General features: G+C 37.4%; 24 protein-coding genes and 1 tRNA gene. 15 read left to right on the forward strand and 10 right to left on the reverse strand.

The genetic code is table 11. The features are described 5' to 3' along the window. Positions 1-35: 35 nt before the first annotated feature. A complete protein-coding gene (locus G504_RS0113190) occupies positions 36-299 on the reverse strand; it encodes a hypothetical protein (RefSeq protein WP_019670662.1) in 264 nt (87 codons plus the stop codon). 124 nt (positions 300-423) lie between these two features. Continuing rightward, positions 424-1,662, reverse strand: coding sequence for a 3-deoxy-D-manno-octulosonic acid transferase (locus G504_RS0113195; protein ID WP_019670663.1), 1,239 nt, complete (start codon positions 1,660-1,662; stop codon positions 424-426). A 94-nt stretch (positions 1,663-1,756) separates the two neighbouring features. Between G504_RS0113195 and G504_RS0113200 the strand changes: the two genes are divergently transcribed. From G504_RS0113200 to G504_RS0113210, 3 genes are all read left to right on the forward strand, one after another. After that, positions 1,757-2,911, forward strand: coding sequence for a DegT/DnrJ/EryC1/StrS family aminotransferase (locus G504_RS0113200; RefSeq protein WP_019670664.1), 1,155 nt, complete (start codon positions 1,757-1,759; stop codon positions 2,909-2,911). Positions 2,912-2,968: 57 nt separating this feature from the next. After that, entirely contained in the window at positions 2,969-3,985 is a 1,017-nt protein-coding gene (gene galE, locus G504_RS0113205) for a UDP-glucose 4-epimerase GalE (RefSeq protein WP_019670665.1), read from the forward strand. A gap of 98 nt (positions 3,986-4,083) precedes the next feature. After that, on the forward strand, positions 4,084-4,437 hold the full coding sequence (locus G504_RS0113210; protein ID WP_019670666.1) for a hypothetical protein: 354 nt from the start codon (positions 4,084-4,086) through the stop codon (positions 4,435-4,437). 20 nt (positions 4,438-4,457) lie between these two features. On the opposite strand, the gene G504_RS0113215 is transcribed toward G504_RS0113210, so the two are convergent. Beyond that, entirely contained in the window at positions 4,458-4,988 is a 531-nt protein-coding gene (locus G504_RS0113215; protein ID WP_019670667.1) for a hypothetical protein, read from the reverse strand. A gap of 99 nt (positions 4,989-5,087) precedes the next feature. On the opposite strand from G504_RS0113215, the gene G504_RS0113220 reads away from it, so the two are divergent. Genes G504_RS0113220 through odhB form a run of 3 tightly spaced genes read left to right on the forward strand, consistent with a single transcriptional unit; the run spans position 5,088 to position 10,115 of the window. Continuing rightward, positions 5,088-7,907: a 2-oxoglutarate dehydrogenase E1 component gene (locus tag G504_RS0113220; RefSeq protein ID WP_019670668.1), complete on the forward strand. Its 2,820-nt coding sequence runs from the start codon at positions 5,088-5,090 to the stop codon at positions 7,905-7,907. Continuing rightward, positions 7,904-8,866 (forward strand): peptidoglycan DD-metalloendopeptidase family protein, encoded by a 963-nt coding sequence (locus G504_RS0113225; protein WP_019670669.1) that lies wholly within the window; start codon positions 7,904-7,906, stop codon positions 8,864-8,866. Before G504_RS0113220 ends, G504_RS0113225 begins: the two co-directional genes overlap by 4 nt. A 25-nt stretch (positions 8,867-8,891) precedes the next feature. Next, positions 8,892-10,115, forward strand: a complete 1,224-nt coding sequence (gene odhB / locus G504_RS0113230) for a 2-oxoglutarate dehydrogenase complex dihydrolipoyllysine-residue succinyltransferase (protein ID WP_019670670.1) — start codon at positions 8,892-8,894, stop codon at positions 10,113-10,115. Positions 10,116-10,143: 28 nt separating this feature from the next. Here odhB and G504_RS0113235 read toward each other — a convergent pair whose 3' ends face one another. After that, entirely contained in the window at positions 10,144-10,590 is a 447-nt protein-coding gene (locus G504_RS0113235) for a retropepsin-like aspartic protease (protein ID WP_019670671.1), read from the reverse strand. A gap of 40 nt (positions 10,591-10,630) precedes the next feature. Between G504_RS0113235 and G504_RS0113240 the strand changes: the two genes are divergently transcribed. From G504_RS0113240 to G504_RS0113275, 8 genes are all read left to right on the forward strand, one after another. Beyond that, on the forward strand, positions 10,631-11,398 hold the full coding sequence (locus G504_RS0113240) for a TatD family hydrolase (RefSeq protein ID WP_019670672.1): 768 nt from the start codon (positions 10,631-10,633) through the stop codon (positions 11,396-11,398). Positions 11,399-11,461: 63 nt separating this feature from the next. Beyond that, positions 11,462-12,490, forward strand: coding sequence for an asparaginase (locus G504_RS0113245; protein ID WP_019670673.1), 1,029 nt, complete (start codon positions 11,462-11,464; stop codon positions 12,488-12,490). Between the two features lie 69 nt (positions 12,491-12,559). After that, a tRNA-Ser gene (locus G504_RS0113250) sits at positions 12,560-12,647 on the forward strand. A gap of 190 nt (positions 12,648-12,837) precedes the next feature. Next, positions 12,838-13,623, forward strand: a complete 786-nt coding sequence (locus G504_RS0113255; protein WP_019670674.1) for a MotA/TolQ/ExbB proton channel family protein — start codon at positions 12,838-12,840, stop codon at positions 13,621-13,623. A gap of 24 nt (positions 13,624-13,647) precedes the next feature. Continuing rightward, positions 13,648-14,091 carry a hypothetical protein gene (locus tag G504_RS0113260; protein WP_019670675.1) on the forward strand — a complete coding sequence of 148 codons (444 nt, stop codon included), beginning with the start codon at positions 13,648-13,650 and terminating at the stop codon, positions 14,089-14,091. A 12-nt stretch (positions 14,092-14,103) separates the two neighbouring features. Further along, a complete protein-coding gene (locus tag G504_RS0113265) occupies positions 14,104-14,712 on the forward strand; it encodes an ExbD/TolR family protein (RefSeq protein WP_019670676.1) in 609 nt (202 codons plus the stop codon). 20 nt (positions 14,713-14,732) lie between these two features. After that, a complete protein-coding gene (locus G504_RS0113270) occupies positions 14,733-15,215 on the forward strand; it encodes an ExbD/TolR family protein (RefSeq protein WP_019670677.1) in 483 nt (160 codons plus the stop codon). Positions 15,216-15,320: 105 nt separating this feature from the next. Beyond that, positions 15,321-16,004, forward strand: a complete 684-nt coding sequence (locus G504_RS0113275) for a porin family protein (RefSeq protein ID WP_019670678.1) — start codon at positions 15,321-15,323, stop codon at positions 16,002-16,004. Positions 16,005-16,006: 2 nt separating this feature from the next. Here G504_RS0113275 and G504_RS0113280 read toward each other — a convergent pair whose 3' ends face one another. The 6 genes from G504_RS0113280 to pyrH all read right to left on the reverse strand — a co-directional run bounded on the left by G504_RS0113280 (position 16,007) and on the right by pyrH (position 23,798). Further along, the gene (locus G504_RS0113280) at positions 16,007-16,612 is read right to left on the reverse strand and encodes a hypothetical protein (RefSeq protein WP_026348578.1); all 606 of its coding nucleotides are present in this window, start codon (positions 16,610-16,612) and stop codon (positions 16,007-16,009) included. Beyond that, positions 16,612-18,069: an RNA polymerase factor sigma-54 gene (gene rpoN / locus G504_RS0113285; protein WP_019670680.1), complete on the reverse strand. Its 1,458-nt coding sequence runs from the start codon at positions 18,067-18,069 to the stop codon at positions 16,612-16,614. Before rpoN ends, G504_RS0113280 begins: the two co-directional genes overlap by 1 nt. Positions 18,070-18,131: 62 nt before the next feature. Further along, positions 18,132-19,565, reverse strand: coding sequence for an asparagine--tRNA ligase (asnS, locus tag G504_RS0113290; RefSeq protein WP_019670681.1), 1,434 nt, complete (start codon positions 19,563-19,565; stop codon positions 18,132-18,134). A gap of 102 nt (positions 19,566-19,667) precedes the next feature. Then, positions 19,668-22,064, reverse strand: coding sequence for an efflux RND transporter permease subunit (locus G504_RS0113295; RefSeq protein ID WP_019670682.1), 2,397 nt, complete (start codon positions 22,062-22,064; stop codon positions 19,668-19,670). 432 nt (positions 22,065-22,496) lie between these two features. Continuing rightward, positions 22,497-23,051 carry a ribosome recycling factor gene (gene frr, locus G504_RS0113300; RefSeq protein ID WP_019670683.1) on the reverse strand — a complete coding sequence of 185 codons (555 nt, stop codon included), beginning with the start codon at positions 23,049-23,051 and terminating at the stop codon, positions 22,497-22,499. Between the two features lie 39 nt (positions 23,052-23,090). Then, entirely contained in the window at positions 23,091-23,798 is a 708-nt protein-coding gene (pyrH, locus tag G504_RS0113305) for a UMP kinase (RefSeq protein WP_019670684.1), read from the reverse strand. A gap of 158 nt (positions 23,799-23,956) precedes the next feature. Here pyrH and G504_RS0113310 point away from each other — a divergent pair, with 158 nt between their 5' ends. After that, entirely contained in the window at positions 23,957-25,828 is a 1,872-nt protein-coding gene (locus G504_RS0113310; RefSeq protein WP_019670685.1) for a M61 family metallopeptidase, read from the forward strand. The last annotated feature ends 14 nt before the right edge of the window (positions 25,829-25,842 follow it).

Consider the following 25,842-nt stretch of genomic DNA (forward strand, 5'->3'; position numbering starts at 1 on the left):
AAAAAAAGGAAGAGAATATCAAATAGGAATGGAAGTCAGGCAGTCTTTGGTTTCAAAGAATCCAAAATACTATTTTTTTTCTTTTTTTCAATAGCCCTGTCCAATTGTTCTTTTGTAGGTTTTAAGGTGCCGGGATCTTCTTTTATATCCTGATTTTTCTTATTGTCAAAATTGCGTTCAGAATTGGGTACGATGTTCTGTTTCTTGTCTGGTTCATTAGCTTCCGATGGATTATCCTTGCAGGATATTGAACAAATCAAAAGACATATCATTAAGGTGTGAAAAGGGGCAAATTTCATCAGTCCTGTTTTTAGTGTAATCGCAAAAAATATACCGGTTTAGAAAAAGTTCAATTTACTATTGTGCGACTCCTCGACAACCAATATTACTTTGTCATAATTCTATCTAATCAACTATGAATAACTACAGTAATGTACGTATATGATTCATTACTTGGATGCTTGCTCCTTTATTATTGCTGATGTAAGAGGTATTTATAGAACCGGTTTCAGTTCTGAAATCAGAATCCAGAATAAATTTATCCGCCAGGTGGGTAAACTCCGCTATATCGCTGACTGTAAAAATTCCTCTAAGCTTAACCAATTCTTCAGCTTCCTTAAATCCGGTATAATTTGGACCAATAATAACCGGTATCCCAAACACAGCAGGTTCCAGGGTGTTGTGAAGCCCTCCTGCTGTGAAAGCCCCTCCTACATAAGCGATATCCGCATAACTGTAGATTTTGGTCAATAGTCCGATAGTATCTACTATCATAACTTCAGGATCCACTGGAGAGTTTTCCGAAATTTCAGATAATAAAACCGTCCGCTTTTTTATTTGGTGCTGAAGTCGCGCTATTTCTTTAGGAACGATATTATGAGGAGCAATTACGTATTTCATTTCATGCGAAGATGCATTAATATATGCTACCAATAGCTCTTCATCCTCAGGCCATGTACTGCCCATTACAAAACAAGAGTTATTTTGAGTGAAATTATCCATAAATTCCAGCCTATTGTTTTGCTGTAGAATTTCAGAAACCCGGTCAAATCTTGTGTCACCGGTTATAGTGGTATTATGGATGCCTATAGAATTCAATAATTTTTCCGATTCAGAATCCTGAATAAAGAAATGCGAGAATCTTTCCAACGCATCTCTCATAAATCCGCCATACCATTTGAAATAGGTCTGATCATTTTTAAAAATTGCGGAAATAAGAAGGATGGGAATACCCTTGTTTTGAAGTTCTTTTAGCATATTTGGCCAGATTTCATACTTTATGAAAATGGCTATTTTTGGTTGCAGTAATTTAATAAACCTCTTAACATTGTGAGCCGTATCGAGCGGAAGATAAGTTACCAAATCGGCAGTGGCGGATTGCTTTATTACTTCATAACCGGATGGGGAAAAAAATGAGACTACAATTTTAAATGTGGGATACTCTGCTTTTAGTTTTTCTACAATTGGCAACCCTTGTTCATATTCCCCAAGAGAGGCAGCGTGTATCCAAATAGTAGAATCTTTATCTGTAATATGTTTTTTTAATTCAGTGAGAACACTTTTTCTTCCATTGACGAAAAGGCTGACTTTGGCATTGAATAATGCAATTACAGGCAGGAATAAGGAGGTAATATATATTGCTAAATTATAAAGGATATACACGTACTGTGAATTTGCAGCTAAAATACGCTTCTTTGTTAAATTTCATTGGCCGGGGTTCCTTATTTTTGTAATATTGTTCACTTAACAAGCGCTTATGAAAAAGCTACAAATGGTTGATCTTATAGGTCAGTACCAAGGCATTAAAAAGCAGGTAGATGAGTCCATAAATCAGATATTAAATTCTGCAACTTTCATAAATGGACCGGAGGTGCATTCCTTTCAAAAAGAATTGGAAAATTATTTACAGGTAAAACATGTAATTCCATGTGCTAATGGCACAGACGCCCTTCAAATTGCTATGATGGGTCTGGGGCTTCAGCCGGGAGATGAGGTTATTACTGCAGATTTTACTTTTGCAGCTACTGTTGAAGTAATCGCCTTATTAAGGCTGACACCGGTATTAGTGGATGTTGAACCAGACTCTTTTAATATAGACCCAAATGCCATTGAAAAGGCCATAACTTCAAAAACCAAAGCTATTGTGCCTGTTCATCTTTTTGGTCAGTGCGCAAATATGGAGGCCATCATGAGTATTGCTGCAAAACATGACCTTTTTGTTATAGAAGATAATGCCCAGGCTATAGGTGCCAATTATACCTATAAGAATGGTAAGAAGAAAAAAGCCGGTACAATTGGCCATGTGGCCTCTACCTCTTTTTTTCCATCCAAAAATCTGGGTTGCTATGGAGATGGTGGGGCAATATTTACAGATGACGATGAACTGGCTCATACTATAAGAGGAATTGTTAACCACGGAATGTATACCCGTTACCATCATGATGTTGTTGGTGTGAATTCCAGATTAGATACTATCCAGGCAGCCGTTTTAAGCGCAAAGCTACCACATCTTGACGCATATTGCAGCAGGAGGAGAGAGGCTGCCCGTAAATATATGAACGCTTTCCGGGGACATGATTTGATCGTTTTACCTAAAACCGGAATTGCTTGTTCCGGGTTTTGCGAAGACTGTGATTGTCATGTGTTCCATCAATTTACAATTCGAATTATGAATGACAAAAGAGATGGACTGGCCACGCATCTGGCTGAAAATAATATCCCTTTTGGAATTTATTACCCAATTCCATTACATAAACAAAAAGCTTATGCGGATCCACGATACAGGGAATCTGATTTTCCTGTGACCAATGCGCTTATCAACGAAGTTATATCACTTCCTATGCATACAGAATTGGAGGATGACCAAATCTCATTTATCACTGATACGGTAATTCAGTTTTTAAAAAATTAGTTATTTGATTCCTGGCAACCACCGTTTGACTACTCATTTTAAATTAAAAAGCTATTAATGAAAATACTTGTAACCGGGGGGCTCGGATTTATTGGATCACATACTGTGGTAGAGTTGCAGAATTCTGGCTATGAAGTTGTAATCATAGACGATTGTTCCAATTCCTCCGAGAATGTCCTGGAAGGCATTTTTGCAATTACGGGTAAAAGGCCGGTTTATGAGAAAATTGATTTGCGGGAAAAAGAAAAGGTTGGGGATTTTTTCACAAGGCACGCAGATATAATGGGAACAATTCATTTTGCTGCTTCAAAAGCCGTTGGGGAAAGTGTGGAAAAACCTTTGCACTATTATGAAAACAATTTAAGTACTCTCATATATCTGCTGAAGGAGATAACCGCAAAAAAAAGGCAGAGTTTTATTTTCAGTTCCTCATGTACTGTTTACGGACAAGCAGATAAAATGCCTATTACGGAGGATGCTCCGGTGAAAATGGCAGAATCACCCTACGGTAATACAAAACAGATTGGAGAGGAAATTATTAAAGATACTTGTAAAGTAAATTCCGGATTGCAAGCTATCTCTTTAAGATATTTTAACCCAATGGGGGCTCATCCAAGTGCGGAAATAGGAGAACTACCAATTGGTGTCCCACAAAATTTGGTTCCATTTATCACACAAACGGGGATTGGTTTAAGAGAACAACTCTCGGTTTTTGGGGATGATTACCCGACACCGGATGGCACATGTATTAGAGATTATATACATGTGGTTGATCTGGCAAAAGCCCATGTAGTAGCTTTAGAACGGCTTTTAAAAGGAGAGAACCCGGAGAATTATGAAGTCTATAATGTAGGAACAGGCCAGGGAAGTTCGGTACTTGAAGTTATTGCTAGTTTTGAGCGGGTTTCCGGAAAGAAACTTAATTATTCTATCGTAGAAAGGAGGCCCGGTGATATTACCACTGCATATGCCGATACTAAAAAAGCCAATGAGGTTTTAGGTTGGAAAGCATGTTCTACCTTAGACCAGGCTATGAAATCTGCCTGGGACTGGGAACAAAAAATACGAAATTAAACGCCAAAAAGTTACTTGTTGAAATGAAAAAAATAGTTATCCTGAAAGCTGTTGCAGGTGGCTTTAGTAGTTTTGAATAAATAACGTTTCTGCATTATATGATGCCTGAATTCAAAGAAAGCGGGGAATTAATTTGGTATGCAAGTTCGGTTCAGTTGTACGAAGATCTTGTAATGCAAATTCAAAAGGATTTTGGTTTAGCTAATTTAACATTGGACTTACCGGCCGGGTGCAATCCGAATGAACTCAAATATTTACTGCAAAAAAACATTCAATTTCTGATTGAGGAGAATTTTTCAGATTTTTTAAATCTCCTGTATGTTGTGGATTTACCTGAAGCAACGGCAAAAAAAACATTGAACATTGGTGATCAGCATATTAGTGAACATTATACATTTCTTATTTTAAAAAGGGTCTGGCAAAAAGTATGGTTTCGGCATAAGTATAAATAGTTGCTATATCGAATACGAATCTAGAAAAACACCCTTATGAATGGCACCCAGGGATCGGCATAAATACTTCGGTCATTATGTAACACATCGTATTGGATGCCAAAAGTAACATTTCTGGTGCTGTATCCCACTCCCATAAAAAGAGCGGTAGTCCAGTAGTTTTCATCCAGCAAGAGAGAAGAAGAACTATAATTCGTACTAACCCTTAATTGTTGAAGTACGGCTGATAATTGTATAGGTGGTATTGGATTAAAAAAGTTTAAAATGCTTCCCCCATAAGCGGTAAATTCAGAATCTCCGAATTTGGAATATTCAAAATTCAATCCTAAACCTGTTCCAAACATTTCACTTACCTGATAAATAGCACTCGGAGCAACTGCAATACTAAAGCTATTACTTCCGAATCCCAGACCTAAGGCACCTCCATATCGCACATTTCTCCAAAACTCATTTTGTGGTTTCAATTGCTGTGAATAAGAAGTCAGACTCACCAAGGTGAAAACCACTACCAAAGCAAAATACTTATATCTGAATAATCGTTTCAAGGCCATGAGCTATGATTTTTAATTAATACACCCTTATATAATCTCATAAACTATTAATTATTGTATTTTTGATCTAATTTTTTACAATATATTGATTTGGCGTTTATGGATAAATATTCCTTTTTAAATACCGCGCATACGTCTTTCTTTGCTGAATTATATGACAGGTATCTCACAAGTCCCGACAGTGTTGAGCCTAGTTGGCGGGCTTTTTTTCAGGGATTTGATTTTGGAATGGAAAGTGCCCTCGATGAAGTAGGCATATCCGATCTAAACGGCTCACCGGTTATTGTTGATGGACAGGCGGTTTCGATTCCTGAGACCTTGTTCAAAGAATTTCAAGTGGTAAAGTTAATTGATGGATACCGTAGCAGGGGTCATCTGTTTACCAAAACCAACCCTGTTAGAGAAAGAAGGAAATATACGCCAACCCTGGACATAGAAAATTTTGGATTATCCAAAGATGATTTGGATACTGTGTTTAATGCTGGTGAAGTGATTGGGTTGGGTCCGAGAAAGTTAAGTGAGATAATCAGCCATTTGCAACGCATATATTGTGACGCTACTGGTGTGGAATACATGTACATTAGAAAACCGGAACGTGTTCAATGGATACAGGAATGGTTAAATGTAAATGACAATCATCCGAATTTCGACGCTGGCCGTAAGAAACAGATTCTTCGAAAACTTAATCAGGCCGTATCTTTTGAAGCATTTTTACACACAAAATATGTGGGTCAAAAAAGATTTTCACTGGAAGGAAATGAATCGCTTATCCCTGCAATTGATGCGGTTATAGGAAAAGCAGCTGAAATGGGCGTCAAGCAATTTGTTATGGGGATGGCCCATAGGGGAAGACTTAACGTTCTGACCAATATTTTTGGAAAATCTGCCAAAGATATTTTTAGTGAGTTTGAAGGCAAGGACTATGAGGAGGAAATTTTTGACGGGGACGTAAAGTATCATTTGGGTTGGACCTCCGAGCGCAAGACAGAAAATGGGAATAAAATTAATATGAATATTGCTCCCAACCCTTCGCATCTGGAAACCGTCGGTGCAGTAGTCGAAGGTATTAGCAGGGCAAAACAAGATGCACATTATCCGGAGGACTTTTCTAAAGTTTTGCCAATTGTAGTTCATGGAGATGCCGCTATTGCCGGACAGGGAATAGCCTATGAATTAGTACAAATGGCACAATTAGATGGTTATAAGACCAATGGTACAATTCATATTGTGGTAAACAATCAAATTGGGTTTACTACGAATTATCTCGATGGTAGATCTTCCACATATTGCACGGATGTTGGCAAAGTTACCTTAAGTCCTGTTTTACATGTTAATTCTGATGATGTAGAGGCCGTGGTTCATGCTTCCCTGTTTGCTTTGGAATATAGAATGCGTTTTAAAAGTGATGTTTTTCTCGACTTACTGGGCTATAGAAAGTATGGGCATAATGAAGGCGATGAGCCTCGTTTTACGCAGCCTAAATTGTATAAGGCCATAGCCAAGCATAAGAATCCAAGAGATATATATTCCGAAAAGTTAATTGAAGAGGGAATCATAAATAAAGATTTTGTTAAGGAGTTGGAACTGGAGTATAAAGAAAGTCTGGAGGAAGAACTGGAAGATTCCAGAAAAGAAGATAAGACCATTATTACCCCGTTTATGGCTGATGAGTGGAGTGGTTTTCAAAATGTCCGTGAATGGGAGATGCTAGATCCCGTAGATACAACCTATGATAAAGCAAAATTAGCTGAAATTGCAAAGGTTATTACGCAGCTACCAAAGGATAAAAAGTTTTTGCGTAAAGTTGAAAAACTCGTGGGGGATCGGAAAAAAATGTTCTTTGAGACAGATAAGCTGGATTGGGCAATGGGAGAATTACTTGCCTACGGCACCCTCTTAGAAGAAGGTTTTGATGTTCGTATGTCCGGGCAGGATGTAGAAAGAGGGACTTTCTCACACCGCCATGCAGTAATGAAAGTGGAAGAGAGTGAGGAAGAGATAATGTTATTAAACAATCTGAGTGAAACGCAGGGCAGATTTCAGATATATAATTCTCTTTTATCGGAATACGGTGTTGTAGGTTTTGATTACGGGTATGCCATGGCCAGTCCAAATACGCTAACCATATGGGAAGCCCAGTTTGGTGATTTTAGTAATGGGGCCCAGATAATGATAGATCAGTATATTTCAGCAGCAGAAGATAAATGGAAATTACAAAATGGGCTTGTAATGCTTCTGCCTCATGGATATGAGGGGCAGGGTGCAGAGCACTCCTCAGCAAGAATGGAAAGGTATCTTCAATTATGTGCAAGAGACAATATGTATGTCACAGACTGTACTACTCCTGCGAACATGTTTCATTTGTTAAGAAGGCAGATGAAAGCAAATTTTAGAAAACCCTTAATTGTGTTTACACCTAAAAGTCTATTGCGTCATCCAAGAGCTGTATCCAGTGTAGAGGAGTTTTCCAATGGCTGTTTTGAGGAGGTAATAGATGACGCCAGTGCGGATATTAATAAGGTCAGAAGCCTTGTTTTCTGTACCGGAAAATTCTATTACGACTTGCTTGCCTTTAAAGAAGCCAATAATCGAGATGATGTTGCTTTAGTACGGGTGGAGCAACTATTTCCGGTGCCTGAGCAAAAAATGACGGCAATTATCAAGAAGTATAAAAAGGCCAATGATTGGGTTTGGGCGCAGGAAGAACCAAGGAATATGGGTGCATGGAGCCATATGTTTACCCATTATGGCGAGGCTCAAAAGTTTCGTGTAGCATCAAGACGTTTTTATGCATCTCCTGCGGCCGGTAGTGCCGTTCGGTCCAAGTTACGACAGCAGCAGGTTATAGATTACGTCTTTGATAAAACCAAAGACAATATGACCAGACGGGTTACTAAAAATGAATACGGGAAGGCATGAGAATTGTACTAATAGTATTGGTATTCATTTCTCTTAAATTATTCTCGCAGGATGAGCAACCTAATTATGAAAGGTTTGTTTCCGTATTTACCGAGCGCTTTAACAATGGTGATTACGATGGTATTTACGATTTATACGATGCCGGGATGAAAAATGCATACACCAGTATTGAAACCAGAAATTTCTTTGAAAAAAATATTAAGAGATTAACCGGTGAGATCGAATCTATGCAATTTTATACTTTGCGGGAAGGTGCACATGTTTACAGGGTAATTTTTGATAAGTCTGTAGCAGATATGACAGTTACACTATCGCCTCAGAATAAGATAAATGGTTTGTCAATTTCCAGGACTAAGCCTCTGGAGAAACCGATACTGGAAAGAAATACTACCTTAATTAGTTTACCGTTTAATGGGGAATGGTTTGTATATTGGGGAGGAGTTACGGAAGCGGAGAATTATCATGTTCTTGAAGAGACACAGCAATATGCCTACGATATTTTGAAGGTAAAAGACGGGGCCTCTTATGAGGGAGATCCTTTACTAAACGAAAGCTATTTCGCATTCGGTGAAGATATCATAGCACCATGTGATGGCCGGGTGGTTAAAGTAATTGATGGGGTGCCTGACAATATTCCGGGAGAAACCAATGTGCAGGAAGTGACAGGAAATACGATAGTCTTGCGAACCGATAGAGATGAGTATGTGCTACTGGCGCATTTAATGAAGAACTCAATAGTTGTGGAAGAGGGGCAAGACATAAGAAAGGGAGAAATTATTGCCAAATGCGGTAACTCCGGGAATTCAACAGAAGCTCACTTGCATTTAAGTTTGCAAAATGCATTGGAAATGGAAGATTCAATAGGAGCCAAATTATATTTTGATCGCATTGAAGTCAATGGAGAGATTAGAATGGATTATCTTCCGGTAAAAGAAGATTTTATTAGTAATAATAATTAAAGAAACTGATATAAAAGTGTAAGGCATGATTTTAGAAATGAAAGTTCCATCTCCGGGTGAATCCATTACCGAAGTTGAAATAGCAGAATGGCTGGTTAGCGATGGAGACTATGTTGAAAAGGACCAGGCAATTGCCGAAGTAGATTCGGATAAAGCAACTCTGGAATTGCCCGCTGAAGAGAGTGGTATAATTACCTTGAAAGCCGAAGAAGGAGATGCTGTGGCCGTTGGAGAAGTTGTCTGCCTGATAGATACCAGTGCGGAAAAACCAAAAGATGGAGATGTAAGTACCGAAAAAACCAAGGTTGACAAAACTGAAGTTGCTGTCCGGCAGGAAGAAAATGTCAGGGAAGAAGTTGCAAAAGAGTCCTATGCTAAAGGCGTGCCTTCGCCTGCTGCCCGAAAAATACTTGACGAGAAAGGCATAGATGCCGCAAGTTTAAAAGGAACAGGCAAGGATGGAAGAATTACCAAAGAAGATGCGGTGAAATCTGTTCCTTCAATGGGCACTCCTACAGGTGGTAAGCGAGGAGAACAAAGAACTAAGCTTTCCATGTTAAGACGCAAAGTGGCAGAACGACTTGTAGCTGCTAAAAACGAAACGGCTATGCTTACTACATTTAATGAAGTAGACATGTCGGCAATTTTTGCATTACGAAAACAATACAAGGAAACGTTCAAAGATAAACATGATGTAAGTCTTGGATTTATGTCATTTTTTACAAAGGCTGTGATCAGGGCATTGCAAATGTTCCCTTCTGTAAATTCCATGATTGATGGCAAAGAGATGGTATCTTTTGATTTTTGTGATATAAGTATTGCCGTTTCTGGTCCAAAAGGTCTGATGGTGCCGGTTATAAGAAATGCTGAAAATCTTACATTTAGAGGTATTGAAGCAGAAGTTAAACGTCTTGCTATTAGAGCACGGGATGGACAGATTACCGTAGACGAAATGACCGGAGGGACTTTTACGATTTCCAATGGAGGAGTTTTTGGATCAATGTTATCCACCCCCATAATAAATCCACCCCAAAGCGGAATTCTAGGTATGCATAATATTGTAGAAAGGCCTGTTGTAAAGGAAGGCGCTATAGTTATTGCGCCAATAATGTACGTTGCATTATCCTATGATCATCGAATTATTGATGGGAAAGAATCCGTAGGATTTCTGGTGGAAGTAAAAGAAGCTTTGGAAAACCCTGTGGAAATATTAATGGATGGATCTCCTGAAAAGTCACTGGAGTTATAGAATTATAAGGAGTAGAATTGTACTAAGGCTATTTTTTGTTTTTTAAAAATAGATTTCTGGAAGCATAATCAATCACTGCCTTACATTTTATCAGGATATCTGCCCCAATGATCCCATCTACCGGAAGGGATTTATGTGCTTTGAGGGCTTCATTAACATGCACCAGGTCAAACACTACTATCTGTTGTTTTGCCTTTTTCCATCCTCCCATTTCAATTTTATTTTTTACTGAAACCAGTGTATCCATGTCGGTAGCTCCGGCGCCAGCGGCTTTGATCTCAGAGTCCTTTGAAACAAGTTTAAAATAGCCGGCTTTATCAACGCCCACACAGGTATTAGATGCACCTGTATCTAAAATAAAGCGCCCGGAAACTCCATTAATGCGGGCAGTAACTTCCAAATGGTTGGTGTCCCCAAGAACCAGTGGAATTTTGGCATATCCTTTATTTTTTAAAAGTTTCTTCAGTTTACTCATTCAATATGTTTTTTGACAAAGATAATTCTATTTTTGCTCTATGATTATAACGGATACCCATACCCATTTGTATAATGAAGCCTTTGATGAGGATAGGGATGAAGTCATACAAAAAGCCATAAGCAATGGTATCACACGCTTTTTTATACCGGCTATAGATGCTGGCTATACCCAATCCATGCTGGATCTTGAAAAGCGATATCCTGAAAACATGTTTTTGATGATGGGTTTACACCCCACTCATGTAAAAGATGGTTATAAAGAAGAACTCAAACATGTTGAACATATGTTGTCTCAAAGACATTTCTATGCGGTAGGCGAGATAGGAATAGATCTCTATTGGGATAAGACTTATATAAAAGAACAGCGAAAAGCCTTCAAATTTCAAATAAGCCTGGCAAAAAAATATAGCTTACCTATAGTCATTCATTGCAGAGACTCTTTCGATGAAATTTTTGAAGTCCTCGAAGAAGAAAAATCAGAGGATCTTTTTGGGATTTTTCACTGTTTTACAGGTACTGAAGAACAGGCGAAAAGGGCATTGAGTTATAATATGAAGCTGGGGATAGGAGGAGTAGTTACCTTTAAAAACGGAAAAATTGATACGTTTTTAAACAGGATTGACCTGAATCATATTGTATTGGAAACAGATAGCCCTTACCTGGCCCCTGCACCCTATAGAGGTAAACGCAATGAAAGTGTATATTTACTGGAGGTTTTAAAAAAGCTCTCCCAAATCTATGGTCTGGACGAGAAAGTTGTTGCCGATATTACGACCAGGAATTCAAAAGAGGTATTTGGAATATAAACCTTATGAAGTCACAAAAGCGATATTTATAAAATAGTTCTCAACAAAAATTCACTTTGCTAAATGGGCAAAAAAGTCAGAATATTACTTATTTATACGGGGGGTACTATAGGTATGGTAAAAGATTATCCTTCCGGAACTTTAAGAGCTTTTGACTTTAAAAAGTTAGTTACTTATATCCCCGAATTAAGCCAATTGGATTGTAAAATTGAAAGTATATCATTTAAGCAACCAATAGACTCCTCTGATATGAACCCTTCACATTGGGTTGAAATAGCCTCTATAATTGAAAAGCATTATGACAGCTATGACGGGTTTGTTGTACTTCAGGGTAGTGATACTATGAGCTATTCTTCATCAGCCTTGAGTTATATGCTGGAAAATCTCTCTAAACCTGTAATTTTTACGGGTTCACAATTGCCTATTGGAGACCTGCGTACTGATGCCAAGGAAAATCTGATCACCTCTATTCAGATAGCAGCATTGCAGGAAAACAGCCAGGCGGTAATACAGGAGGTGTGCCTATATTTTGAATACAAATTATACCGCGCAAACAGAACCACCAAAATTAATGCTGAGCACTTTCAGGCCTTCTCTTCATTAAATTTTCCGGCTTTGGCGGAGTCCGGTGTTCATTTAAAGATAAATCGTAATTATCTTCTGAAACATAAAAAAAATCAAAAGCTGGCAGTCCATAAGACAATGGACACGAATGTGGCAATTTTTAAACTTTTTCCAGGATTTAGCCGTGAATTGCTACATGGAATACTGAACATACCCAATTTGAAAGCACTGGTTTTTGAGACGTATGGCGCAGGTAATGCTCCAACGGATGAGTGGTTATTGTCAGATCTTAAGGAAGCAATAAAGAAAGGGTTGCATATTGTAAATGTAACTCAATGTTCCGGGGGTTCAGTAATTATGGGCAGATATAGTACAAGTGAAGAACTGAGGAAAATTCAGCTCATAGATGGAAGTGATATCACTTCCGAAGCAGCAATCACCAAACTTATGTACCTTTTGGGCAGTGGTGTTTCACATAAATCATTTAGAACAATTTTTGAAACTTCATTAAGAGGAGAATTGTCCTAAAATTAAGTGATGAAAGTTTTTTAAACCAAATTTTTTTTTGTTAATTGCTCGCCCTGTAATTTACAGTATAGAGAGGTGGCCGAGTGGTCGAAGGCGCACGCCTGGAAAGTGTGTATACACCAAAAGTGTATCGAGGGTTCGAATCCCTTCCTCTCTGCTAGGAACAAAAAATCTGTAATTAGTTTTTTGGATATAATGAAACCAAAATTAACATTTTTAACACGAATGGGAAAGAATTATCAAATTCGGTAATAATGGCCTCCTAATAGTGCAAAGATTTAATTTTTTAATTGTATTTTTTTTTTATCTTTAACCCTATTAACTAACTAAATTTAAGTTTGAAAGAAATGAAAAGATTATTCTCGATCCTGGCAATGGCCGGGTTATTTGTTCTAAACACAAATACGGTAAGCGCAAAAGCGAGCGCAATAGTTTCCAATTTATCTGCAACAGCAGCTACTGCTACTATTATGCTTCAGGAAGAAGCTGCAGGTGAATCGGCTAAAGGTTTTACCCAGGTTTTAAAAGAGCAGTTCATTCAAGGTGGAGCTGGATTCATGGGGATTGTTCTATTATGTTTAATTTTAGGTTTGGCAGTTGCTATTGAAAGAATCATTTATTTAAATATGGCAAGTACCAATACTTCAAAATTGAAGCAACAAGTGGAAGATGCCCTTGCATCCGGAGGTGTTGAAGCTGCAAAGGAAGTATGCAGAAATACGAAAGGACCCGTTGCGTCTATTTATTACCAGGGTCTGGACAGAGCAGGCGAGAGCATTGAATCTGCTGAAAAGGCAGTAGTGGCTTATGGTGGTGTTCAGATGGGTCAGTTAGAGAAAAATGTTTCCTGGTTGTCCTTATTTATCGCTATTGCACCTATGTTAGGATTCATGGGAACGGTTATTGGTATGATTCAGGCTTTCCAGAAGATTAGTGCGGTTGGTAACCTTAGTGCCTCATTAATTGCAGGGGACATTCAGGTTGCTTTATTAACTACGGTTTTTGGTTTGATAACGGCTATTATTCTTCAGATTTTTTATAATTATATTATTGCTAAAATAGATTCTATTGTAAACGACATGGAAGATTCGTCGATCACGTTGATCGATATGTTGGTAGACCACAAAAAATAATTCGCACACTAAATAATACATATTATGAATAAAATTGTTAAAATAGTATTGGTTGTTTTAGGAGTGCTATCGGCTATACTCTGGTATCAGCTGCCTGGAAGAGATGTTCCTGCTTCAGAAGCAGTGGGTAGTGCTGCCATGAATTTTATGTTTATTATCACATACATTTTGCTGGGAATAGCAGTAGCCGTAAGTCTTGTATTTACAATAAAGAGTTTATTTGCAAATCCTAAAAGTCTGAAAAAAACCCTGATGGTTATTGGCGGATTTGTGCTGGTTGTTATCTTTTCTTATGTTCTTGCGAGTGGTACGGATGTTAGTATCGAAGAAATGGCCAACAGGGGTATTGCAACTTCAGAAACTACGATAAGAAGAATTGGGACTGGTCTCAATATGTTTTTTCTCCTTGTCCTTATAGCTGTTGTAGCTATGGCCTTGGGTGCTTTTAAGAAAATGACAAACAAATAAAAATTTTAAACTATGCCTAGAAGAGGAGGACCACCAGAAGTTAATGCAGGATCTATGGCAGACATTGCCTTCTTACTGCTCATTTTTTTCTTAGTAACGACTACTATTGAAACAGATGCCGGTTTAGACAGGATGCTTCCGCCGATGGAGCCGCCAGACACAGATGTTGTAATTAAACAAAAGAACATTTTTACTGTTAATATCAATAAGAATGGTCAGTTGTTGGTAGAAGAAGAGTTGCTTGATCTTAAACAACTCAGAGCCAGAGCAATTGCATTTCTTGATAATGGGGGTGATGGAAGTTGTAACTATTGTAAGGGTAAAAAGGATGACAGTTCATCGGATAATCCTACAAAAGCCATTATATCTCTGAAAAATGACCGGGAGACAAGTTATGGCACCTATATCACAGTTCAAAATGAGTTGGTAGGAGCTTACAATGATCTTCGTAATAGAGAGGGACAACGTCTGTATGGAAGAAATTTTACAGAAATGGAATCAGAATTTCTAAACCCTGAAACACCTTCAGGCATTAGGGATGATTTGAAGGAAAAGGTTAAGAAAATACAAGAACTCTTTCCTCAAAAGTTGTCTGAGGCAGAAACATCAACCAGTAATTAATCAGGAGCTAAGTTATAATTATGGCAAAATTTAATAAGAAAAAAGATGGGGATTTACCCGCGGTATCTACGGCTTCCTTGCCTGATATTGTTTTCATGCTATTGTTCTTTTTTATGACGGTAACCGTAATGAAAGACAGCTCGTTAATGGTTCAGAATACCTTGCCAAATGCGAGTGAGGTAAAGAAGCTGGAAAAAAAGGATAGGGTATTATACATCTATGTAGGGAAACCTACCCGAGAATATCAGAAGGTTTTTGGTACGGAACCAAAAATACAACTGAATGACAAATTTGCAAACGTTTCCGAAGTTGGAGATTTCATTTTGCAGGAGAGAGCTAAAAAGGCTCAGGAACTACAGAATGTCCTAACTACTGCTCTTAAAGTAGATAAAGACGCCAATATGGGTCTTATATCGGATATAAAACAAGAGTTAAGAAAAGTAAATGCTCTAAAGGTCAATTACACGACTTATGAGGGTGATGCTTTTAGAAATTTGCAGTAAAGAATTAACTTTCATACTTAATTAATCGTAAAAAGTGCTTCAAAAAATATTTTGAAGCACTTTTTTTTGTTCTTGGTTTCGTTTATTATTTACCTTTAAAATCCTATGAAACGCCATATACTATTTTTAATTATAAGTTTCACAATAAATCTTTGTGCACAAGAGAGTTCAAAGGCTGAGGATCTTAAATATCTGGAGGATCAATTTTATCTTGGTATAACATATAATTTGGTGCTGAACAAACCAGATGGTGTTACCCAGGGTAATTTTTCTTACGGTTTAATGGGCGGATTTATTAAAGACTTTCCCTTAAACAAACGCAGGAATTTTGGATTTGGTGTGGGATTGGGATATGCCTATAATAACTATTATACCAACCTGTTCGTTGATAAAACAGAGAATGGTTTGGAATATACTGTGCTTGATTCCGAGGTGTCTTATAAGCGAAATAAATTGGATACCCATGTTATAGAAATTCCCATTGAACTCAGATGGCGTACGTCTACACCAAGTGATTATAAATTTTGGCGGGTTTACGCAGGAATGAAATTAGGCTATGTGGTAGGGAGTAGATCAAAGTTTGTTTCTGACTCTGCTAAAATATCATTTAATAATACTGATGTCCGTAATTTTAGATATGGTATTATGCTCAATTTTGGTTATAGCACCGTTAATGTACATGCCTATTACGCACTTAGTAATTTGTTCAACGATAATATAAGCACGGTAGAAGGCGAATCAATTGAATTCAGACCTTTAAGAATAGGAATTATCTTTTACATTCTCTAGTGCTATAGCCAGAATTTGATAGTCAGTAATTGCGACCCAAATCCAATAATAAAGCCTATAAGGACTTCAGCTCTGCTGTGTCTGTTGAGATAAAGCCTGGCAGTTGCCAGTATTCCTGTCAATAAAGTAAAAAGACTTATTGCAAAAATAATATTTATTTCAAAATGCATACTCAGGGCTATTAAGAACATAAGAAAGCTGCCCAAACCTACCATATGCAGACTCGTTCTAAACTTGAGAAAAATCAAAAACAGACAGGCCATCGTAGCACTGAGCAATCCTACAAAGAAAAAATACAGTTCCAGGGTATAATTATTGGGGATTACCTTTATTATGATCATCAGAAGCAAAGCAATTTGGATAATCAATGGGTATTTGCGTTCGTTTGTTCCCGGCAAAAAAATAGAACTAACAACTCCCAGGTTTTTCAGAATTAGAAAACTGATAATAGGTATGATAACAGTTAGAATGAAAATAGGTAAAATATTGCCACTTTGAAGTTCAAGAGGGCTGTATTTCGGGGTTATTACAAAATAAGTTATGGTTCCTGCAACAGGCACAAAAATAGGATGAAACAAATAAGAGAATATTTTGAAAAACAGTTTCATTAAATCTGTTTTCTTAGACGGGCCACAGGAATACCCATTTGTTCCCTGTATTTAGCCACAGTGCGCCTTGCTATTGGATATCCCTTCTGTTTTAGGATGGCTGCTAATTTATCATCTGTTAGTGGTTTTTTCTTTTCTTCATCCTTTATTACGGTTTCCAAAATACTTTTGATCTCCCTGGTAGAAACATCTTCTCCTTCTACATTTTTCATTGATTCAGAGAAATATTCCTTAATTAGTTTGGTGCCATAAGGTGTGTCAACATATTTGCTATTCGCAACCCGCGAAACTGTGGATACGTCCATGTGAATAGCATCTGCAATATCTTTCAGGATCATGGGTCGCAATTTCCGTTCATCACCACTGAGAAAGTACTCTTTTTGATATTGCATTATCGCATTCATAGTAACAAATAGTGTTTGCTGCCGCTGTTTAACGGCATCTATAAACCATTTGGCAGAATCCAATTTTTGCTTGATAAACATAACGGCATCTTTTTGTGCTTTGGATTTATCCTTAGCACCTTTATAACCAGCCAACATATTGCTATACTCATTGGAAATATGAAGTTCTGGTGCATTTCTTCCATTTAAGGTTAATTCCAGCTCTCCATCCACAATCTTAATAGAAAAATCCGGAACAATATGTTCAATTACCTTATTGCTGCCAGAATAAGAACCTCCTGGCTTGGGATTTAATTTTTCAATTTCAGCAACGGCTTCTTTAAGTTCCTCTTCAGTTATATCAAATTTCTGAAGTAATTTTTTAAAGTGTTTTTTGGTAAATTGTTCAAAAGATTTATCCAGAATGTTAATCGCCAATTCAATACTTGAAGTTCTCTCTTTGCGTTTAAGCTGAAGTATAAGGCACTCGTCCAATGTTCTTGCAGCAATACCGGGCGGATCCAATTCCTGGACAATTTTTAAGACCCGTTTAATATCTTCCTCTTCACAATAGATGTTTTGAGTAAAGGCCAAATCGTCTGCAATATCAGCGAGGGGCCGCCTTATATATCCGCTCTCATCAACACTACCAACCAAAAATTCGGCAATTGCCCAGTCCTGATCACTGAGATATATGGTGTTTAATTGATTAATCAGATACTGATGAAACGAAATGCCGGCTGCATAAGGAATGCTTTTTTCGTCATCATCCGGACTATAATTACTGGTTCTTGTTCTATAGTCAGGTACCTCATCGTCACTTAAGTAATCATCAATATTAATATCTTCTGCTGCTATACTTTCGCCCTCTGAGTCACCTTCAAAGTCTTCGTTAAAATCATCATCTAATGAATCCTTTTCTTCTTTACCTCGTTCCAATGCGGGGTTTTCTTCAAGTTCCTGGCTTATTCGTTGTTCAAATGCCTGTGTAGGCAGCTGAATAAGTTTCATCAACTGAATTTGCTGCGGAGATAGCTTTTGCGATAATTTAAACTGTAAGTGCTGTTTGAGCATAAGCTTGTATTCTTTTCCTATCTATAAAGTTAAAGAATTAATATCATGTTGTGATTTTGGCCTTAAAACTCTGCGTTCTGCGGGGTTCTGGGAAAAGGGATCACATCTCTTATATTGCCCATTCCGGTAGTAAATTGCACCATACGTTCAAAACCTAGTCCAAATCCACTGTGAACAGCAGTTCCAAATTTCCTTAGATCCAGATACCACCAAAGTTCTTTTTCATCAATCCCTAAAGCTGCTATTTTTTCTTTTAAGACATCCAATCGCTCTTCACGCTGAGAGCCTCCTACAATTTCTCCTATTCCGGGAAATAAGATATCCATAGCTCTAACTGTCTTCCCATCTTCATTTAAACGCATATAAAACGCCTTTATTTTAGCAGGATAGTCAAATAAAATAACCGGACATTTAAAATGCTTTTCTACTAAATAGCGCTCATGCTCACTCTGCAGATCTGCACCCCATTCGTTAATTAGATATTGAAACTTTTTCTTTTTGTTTGGCTTGCTGTTTCTTAAAATGTCAATTGCTTCGGTATAGGTGATTCTAATAAATTCATTATCCACTACAAATTTCAACCTTTCTGTAAGCTTCATATCGCTTCGTTCCGCCATTGGCTTTGTTTTCTCTTCATCGAGAAGCCGATTTTCTAAGAATGCCAAATCCTCTTCACAATTTTCCAACAGATAAGAAATGATATTTTTAATAAAATCTTCTGCCAGGTCCATATTGTCTTTAAGATCGTAAAAAGCCATTTCAGGTTCAATCATCCAAAACTCTGCCAGATGCCTGGAAGTATTAGAATTTTCAGCCCTAAAAGTTGGGCCAAATGTATAGACTTTGCCCAATCCCATAGCATACGCTTCTGCTTCAAGTTGCCCGGAGACCGTAAGATTGGTTTCCTTCCCAAAAAAATCTTCTTTATAATTTACTTCACCACTGTCTGTCAAAGGGGGATTTTTGGGATCTAATGTGCTGACCCTGAACATTTCGCCTGCCCCTTCGGCATCCGAGCCAGTAATTATTGGGGCATGAAAATAGTAAAATCCGTTTTTCTGAAAATACGCGTGAATCGCAAAAGAAAGAGCCGATCTCACACGCATAACGGCAGCAAAGGTATTAGTGCGTATCCTTAGATGTGCCTGTTCCCTTAAAAACTCCATTGAATGCTTTTTGGGTTGAATGGGATAGCTGTCCGGATCGGAGAGGCCATGAACAAAAATTTCTTCTGCTTGTATCTCAACACTTTGCCCTTTTCCAAGGCTTTCCACAAGGACACCCTTTATTTTTAATGCAGCACCCGTTGCAATTTTCTTTAGTAAATCTTCATCGAATCGTTCAAAATCGACCACACATTGAATGTTTTTAATGGTGGAACCATCATTCAATGCAATAAATCTGTTGCTTCGAAATGTTTTGACCCATCCATTTACTTCTACCTTTTGTTTTAAAGGGGGTGACTGAAGTAGCTCATTTATACTGTATGATTTCATACCAGATCAGTTCTGAATTTAAATGGCAAAGATAACTTATTGGTCAAAATATACGGCTTTAAACGACTTATAAAATGGCAAGTGAAAACCATTGGATCAATCTTATGATCTGCCTCTGGGCAACTCCTCTTTTGGAAGGATGTCTATTTGAGGTTTTTTTAGAACTTCCTTGTTAGCAATGCTCCGCTCCAGGGAGAGCAGGAGTGAAGGAAGTAAAATTAAATTGGCTAACATGGCAAAGAGCAGTGTAGCCGATACTAATGCACCCAAAGCAACCGTGCCTCCAAAACTGGAAATTGTAAATACCGAAAATCCAAAGAAAAGGACAATAGAGGTATAAAACATGCTTACACCGGTCTCCCGTAAAGCGGCATATACAGATTTTTGAATGCGCCAGTGATTAGCGATGAGTTCTTGTCGGTATTTAGCCAGAAAGTGAATGGTATCATCAACCGATATCCCGAATGCGATACTAAAAACTAATATTGTAGAAGGTTTAATTGGCACTCCCACAAAACCCATAACACCCGCAGTAATGGCCAAGGGCAAAAGATTCGGAATCAGGGAAATAACGATCATTCGGAAGGAACGGAATAAATATGCGATAAATAAAGCTATTAACCCAATAGCTAGGGATAAGGACAGTACCAGATTTTTTACCAAATATTTGGTGCCTTTTAAAAAAAGCAGTGCTTTCCCGGTCACATATACATTAAATCGATCCGCGGGAAATATTTTGCTGATTTCATCCAGCATCGATTTTTCAATTTCTTCCATTTGCTCTGTAGGAACATCCTTGATGAAAGTGGTGATCCTGGCAACCTGCCCTGTGCTGTCGACGAAGTTTTCAATTAAGCCTTCATTTCCCTGAGACTTTCTGGCTACATCCATAATAAAATTGTATTCCTGAGAAGTGGGTAGTTGGTAATATTTAGGAATTCCATTATAGAAAGCTTGTTTGGAATATTTTACTAAATTAACAACGGATATGGGTTTTGATAAAGCCGGGGTCTCATCAATCATTTCCCCCAGCTCATTCATTTTTTTTAGTGTAACCGGTTTCAATACTCCATTTTTCCTTTCTGTATCTATGACAATTTCAATAGGCATGATTCCATTGAACTCTTCATCAAAAAATTGAATGTCTTTATAAAACCCGGTGCTTTTAGGCATATCTTCAACAAGATTCCCGGATATTTTGATTTGATAAATTCCAATAATACTAATTATCAATGCTATCAATGAGATTGAATAAATAGTGATCCTTTTTTCTCTTACTATGTGTTCCATCCAGTTTACAAAAGCATCTATCCATTTTTTGTTGAGGTGTTTCAGATGTTTTGATTTTGGAGGGTACATAAAACTATACACTATTGGTATAATAAGTATGGAAAGAATAAAGATGCATAGAATATTTATTGAAGCTACTATGCCAAATTCAGTCAAAAGTTTACTGTCTGTTATGATGAAGGTGGCAAAACCACATGCTGTGGTAACATTCGTCATAAGTGTTGCATTACCAATTTTTGATATGACCCTTTTTAATGATAAAGCCTGATTTCCATGTTTTTTAACCTCCTGTTGATATTTATTAATTAGAAAAATACAATTAGGTATCCCGATTACTATGATAAGCGGGGGAATAAGGGCTGTTAAAACTGTAATTTCATATTTTAATAGCCCCAGGATCCCAAAGGCCCACATAACTCCAATAAGGACTACACACATGGAAATTAATGTTGCACGGATACTGCGGAAAAAGAAAAAGAAAATTAGGGAAGTAACAATAAGAGCTGCTGCAATGAATATTCCAATTTCATTAATTATATTTTGGGTATTCATGGTGCGTATATACGGCATTCCTGAGACCCGAACATCCATATTTGTTTCTTTCTCAAAGTCGGATATTAGTATATGAAGGTCTTTAAGAATAAAGTCTTTCCGAACCGGAGTATTTACTATATCCTTGTCCATATAGACAAGTGTTCTTATAGTCCTCGTTTCTTTATTGTACAACAGGTTATCATAGAAAGGTAAATTATTGAACATATATTGGGTTAGGCTATCTACCTCAATATCATTTACCGGGGTCTGCTCAATTAACGGACGCAGAATAAATTGCTGTTCCTTTTTGTCCCTTATTAGTTCCTTAAGATTATCTACAGATACAACGTAATCTACTTCCGGAAAAGCTGCCAATTGTTTGCTTAATCTGTTCCATCTGTTGAAATTTTCAACTTCATACAGCGAACTGTCTTTAATAGCAAAAACAATTGTATTTCCTTCTTCGCCAAATTTTTGAAGAAAATTTTCATAGGCAATATTCAGCGGGTGATTATCGGGGAGTAAATTGGCCTCAGAGGTGGAAAATTTCATGTTCTTCCATTGAAAACCCAGAAAAACAGTGAAGACAGCGATTCCTACTAAAATCAGAATTCTGTTTCTAAGAATTATTCTTCCAACCTTAGCCCAAAATCCACTTGTAATCTTCGAAACCATATTATTATTTAAAAATTGAATGGGCTTAGAATGCACCCGGGTCTGAAGACCAATTCAACAGGCATAATATTTTTTAATAGCGGCAAAGGTAGAAAACATCGAGGACTGTACCTAGAAACGCTTTATAAAATAGTGAATCTCAACATTTTCATCTCAAAAGGTTATTTGCTACAGAATTTATGTAAATTGAAAGGATGTAAAACTGCGAGATAGTAAATTCCACTATGAAAATTGTTAAAGAAATGATGCTATGACCGATGAAAAAAACTATAGTAAAATTGCAATTATTCTATACAGGGTTTTGATAGTCATTTCTGCTATTATAGTTATTGCAGCGATTATTGCGATATATTTTAGGGGATAGTAGAAAACTTAATTAATGGATACTGGTCCATATCCAAATAATTAGCTGAAAGGACGGCGCAGCATGAATTAAACTTTCATAATCTCAGCTTCCTTGACCTCAAGTATCTTGTCTATTTTTTCAGTGTACATATTGGTCATTTCCTGAATATCTATTTCTGCATTTTTTTCAAGATCTTCTGAAATACCCAGATGTTTTATTTCTTTATTAGCTTCCTGTCTTGCACTTCGAACACTGATTTTGGCATCTTCCGCCTCCGATTTTGCCTGCTTAACTAATTGTATTCTTCTTTCTTCAGTTAGAGGAGGAACATTAATAATGACCACCTCTCCGTTATTCATTGGATTAAAACCAAGGTTGGCATTCATAATTGCAGTTTCTATTTCTGTCAGCAAACTTTTTTCCCAGGGCTGAACAGAAAGTGTTCGCGCATCTGGTGTATTTATATTAGATACTTGCGATAAGGGAGTTTGAGAGCCATAATAGTCTACCATTACCGTTGATAGCATTGAGGGGTTGGCTTTTCCTGCTCTAATTTTAACTAATGCTTTTTCCAAATGCACAATAGCGCCATCCATACTTTCTTTGGTGGCTTCCAAAATAAATTTAACATCTTCGTCCATAACAAACTTTATAACTTATTTTACGCAAATTATACTAAACTAAAGATCCACTACCGTCCCAATATTTTCGCCTGATACTATTTTAAGGAGATTACCTTTTTTATTCATATCAAAAACAACAATTGGCAGATTGTTTTCCTGACTAAGGGTAAATGCTGTTGTATCCATTACTTTTAAGCCCTTGGTAAGGACGTCATTAAAACTAATAGTTTCAAACTTGGTAGCCGTTTTATCTTTTTCAGGATCACTCGTGTAAATACCATCCACTCTGGTGCCTTTTAGGATAACGTCTGCTTCAACTTCAATAGCCCTCAAAACTGCAGCAGAATCTGTTGTGAAATATGGGTTTCCGGTACCCCCTCCAAAAATTACTACTCGTCCTTTTTCCAAATGGCGCATAGCCCTTCTTCTAATAAATGGTTCCGCAACTTCGTTTATCTTTATAGCAGATTGTAATCTTGTTTGCACACCATTGAGTTCCAAAGCACTCTGTAATGCCAGGCCATTTATGACGGTTGCCAGCATCCCCATATGATCTGCCTGAACCCTGTCCATTCCATTACTTGCACCCGCAAGTCCTCTAAAAATATTTCCTCCGCCAATGACAATCGCTACTTCAACACCCAGATTCACCACTTCCTTTATTTCTTGTGCATATTCAGCCAGTCTAGCGGCATCAATCCCGTACTGTTTGTTGCCCATTAGTGCTTCACCACTGAGTTTAAGAAGTATTCGTTTATATAACATATTGTCCTAAGCTGATTCGCAAACAAAAATAATCAAAAATATTTATGAGAAGTCTTCGTTAATAGGTTTAATGTTCATCTTAATTATTTGCTAATGATTATCATGATCTGGATTAATTTTAATAATCTTGTTTTTTAACCATTATATCACAGATATACATGAAAAAATTAATTATCCTATATGTTTTGCTTGCTTTATTATATAGTTGTGGCACTTCAAAATCTGTTTTATCTGAAGAAAATACAGTTATTGAAACAACTATAGATTTGGTAAATGTTGCAAATGACAGGGTTAATGTAACTATTAATCCGGGATCATTTAGTAAGAACAACATTTCCTTCTTTATCCCAAAAACAGTTCCGGGAACATATAGTGAAGATAACTACGGAAAGTATATTGAGGACCTGAAAGCCTATGATTATAAGGGTAATGAACTTTTGGTTACGTCAATTGGAGCCAATGAGTGGAATATTTCCGATGCCACAAAATTAGATAAGATATCTTATTATGTTACGGACACTTATGATACTGAAAGTGAATTAAACGATCCGGTATTTTCTCCTGCCGGCACAAATATCTTAAAGGATAAAAATTTTGTTTTGAATCTTCATGGTTTTGTGGGATACTTCGAGGGATTAAAGGAAGTGCCCTACGAATTAATTATTTCCTCTCCTTCAAACCTGGTACCCACAACATCATTGAACAAAAAGCCGGAAGTAGCTGAAAGTATGACAGATACATTTGTCGCTTCAAGATATTTTGAAGTAGTAGATAACCCAATTCTCTATGCAAAGGAAAACACAGCTTCGTTTGTTATAAATGATATTACAATTAATCTTAGTGTTTACTCTCCAAATGACCGCTATGCGGCCACAGACCTAAAAGAGAGTATGGAGCGCATGATGCGTGCTCAAAAGGCTTTTCTTGGTGAAATAGACGGAACAAAGGAATATAACATACTATTGTATCTATCTACACTGGATCAAAATGATGCTTCAGGATTCGGAGCTTTGGAACATCATACATCTACCGTTGTAGTACTTCCGGAGCAAATGCCACTGGAGGCCCTCGAAACGGCAATGATAGATGTGGTTTCACATGAATTTTTTCACATTGTTACTCCCTTGAATGTCCATTCAAAGGAAATTCAATTTTTTGATTTCAACGATCCTAAAATGTCTCAACATCTGTGGATGTATGAAGGAACTACAGAATATTTCGCCAACCTATTCCAGATCCAACAAGGGCTGATTGATGAGGCTGACTTCTTCACGCGAATTGTAGACAAAATAAACAATTCCAAATCCTATGATGATGAAATGTCATTTACAACTATGAGTAGTAATATTTTGGAAAACCCTTATAAAGGAAATTATGCCAATGTATATGAAAAAGGAACTTTATTAAATATGAGTTTGGATATCAGGCTCAGGGACCTGAGCAATGGAGAAAAAGGAGTATTGTGGTTAATGAAGGAACTTTCAAAGAAATATGACGATGACACACCATTTGAGGATGACGAAATTATTGATGAAATCGTGGCAATGACCTATCCTGAAATCAGATCATTTTTTGAATTATATGTCCAGGGGAATACCCCTTTGGATTATGACGAGATTTTAGCCTCGGTAGGATTGAGGACTACAGATAGTCAGGAGCGAAGCGGTTATTTCTTAAATGGAGAGGTGCCTTTTATAGATATTGATCCAAGCAATAATGATGCGATATTTATCAGAAACGGGATTGAATTAAACACTTTCTTTACAGATCTTGGTGCACAAGGAGGTGATACAATAAGAAGTATTGACGGGATGCCAATTTCATTAGAATCCATCAGACCTATTATTGGACAAAGTTTTGGATGGACATCCGACAGGGAAATCACCATGGTTGTTACTCGTGGTGATGAAGATTTAACCTTACAAGGGAAAGTTGGGACGCCGATGCTAAAAGTGACCACTATTGTGCCCATTGATAGCCTGGAGAACACACCTCAATCTAAACTCAGAAAAGCATGGCTTAAAGGCTAACAGCCCTCCTGTAA

It is taken from the genome of Eudoraea adriatica DSM 19308 (assembly GCF_000382125.1).
GTDB classification, from domain to species: domain Bacteria; phylum Bacteroidota; class Bacteroidia; order Flavobacteriales; family Flavobacteriaceae; genus Eudoraea; species Eudoraea adriatica.

Excerpts from the sequence above, each read along its gene's own strand:
- G504_RS0113190 (WP_019670662.1), bottom strand. The coding sequence starts at position 299 with ATGAAATTTGCCCCTTTTCACACCTTAATGATATGTCTTTTGATTTGT.
- G504_RS0113200 (WP_019670664.1), top strand. The coding sequence starts at position 1,757 with ATGAAAAAGCTACAAATGGTTGATCTTATAGGTCAGTACCAAGGCATT.
- galE (WP_019670665.1), top strand. The coding sequence starts at position 2,969 with ATGAAAATACTTGTAACCGGGGGGCTCGGATTTATTGGATCACATACT.
- G504_RS0113210 (WP_019670666.1), top strand. The coding sequence starts at position 4,084 with ATGATGCCTGAATTCAAAGAAAGCGGGGAATTAATTTGGTATGCAAGT.
- G504_RS0113215 (WP_019670667.1), bottom strand. The coding sequence starts at position 4,988 with ATGGCCTTGAAACGATTATTCAGATATAAGTATTTTGCTTTGGTAGTG.
- G504_RS0113220 (WP_019670668.1), top strand. The coding sequence starts at position 5,088 with ATGGATAAATATTCCTTTTTAAATACCGCGCATACGTCTTTCTTTGCT.
- G504_RS0113225 (WP_019670669.1), top strand. The coding sequence starts at position 7,904 with ATGAGAATTGTACTAATAGTATTGGTATTCATTTCTCTTAAATTATTC.
- odhB (WP_019670670.1), top strand. The coding sequence starts at position 8,892 with ATGATTTTAGAAATGAAAGTTCCATCTCCGGGTGAATCCATTACCGAA.
- G504_RS0113235 (WP_019670671.1), bottom strand. The coding sequence starts at position 10,590 with ATGAGTAAACTGAAGAAACTTTTAAAAAATAAAGGATATGCCAAAATT.
- G504_RS0113240 (WP_019670672.1), top strand. The coding sequence starts at position 10,631 with ATGATTATAACGGATACCCATACCCATTTGTATAATGAAGCCTTTGAT.
- G504_RS0113245 (WP_019670673.1), top strand. The coding sequence starts at position 11,462 with ATGGGCAAAAAAGTCAGAATATTACTTATTTATACGGGGGGTACTATA.
- G504_RS0113255 (WP_019670674.1), top strand. The coding sequence starts at position 12,838 with ATGAAAAGATTATTCTCGATCCTGGCAATGGCCGGGTTATTTGTTCTA.
- G504_RS0113260 (WP_019670675.1), top strand. The coding sequence starts at position 13,648 with ATGAATAAAATTGTTAAAATAGTATTGGTTGTTTTAGGAGTGCTATCG.
- G504_RS0113265 (WP_019670676.1), top strand. The coding sequence starts at position 14,104 with ATGCCTAGAAGAGGAGGACCACCAGAAGTTAATGCAGGATCTATGGCA.
- G504_RS0113270 (WP_019670677.1), top strand. The coding sequence starts at position 14,733 with ATGGCAAAATTTAATAAGAAAAAAGATGGGGATTTACCCGCGGTATCT.
- G504_RS0113275 (WP_019670678.1), top strand. The coding sequence starts at position 15,321 with ATGAAACGCCATATACTATTTTTAATTATAAGTTTCACAATAAATCTT.
- G504_RS0113280 (WP_026348578.1), bottom strand. The coding sequence starts at position 16,612 with ATGAAACTGTTTTTCAAAATATTCTCTTATTTGTTTCATCCTATTTTT.
- rpoN (WP_019670680.1), bottom strand. The coding sequence starts at position 18,069 with ATGCTCAAACAGCACTTACAGTTTAAATTATCGCAAAAGCTATCTCCG.
- asnS (WP_019670681.1), bottom strand. The coding sequence starts at position 19,565 with ATGAAATCATACAGTATAAATGAGCTACTTCAGTCACCCCCTTTAAAA.
- G504_RS0113295 (WP_019670682.1), bottom strand. The coding sequence starts at position 22,064 with ATGGTTTCGAAGATTACAAGTGGATTTTGGGCTAAGGTTGGAAGAATA.
- frr (WP_019670683.1), bottom strand. The coding sequence starts at position 23,051 with ATGGACGAAGATGTTAAATTTATTTTGGAAGCCACCAAAGAAAGTATG.
- pyrH (WP_019670684.1), bottom strand. The coding sequence starts at position 23,798 with ATGTTATATAAACGAATACTTCTTAAACTCAGTGGTGAAGCACTAATG.
- G504_RS0113310 (WP_019670685.1), top strand. The coding sequence starts at position 23,957 with ATGAAAAAATTAATTATCCTATATGTTTTGCTTGCTTTATTATATAGT.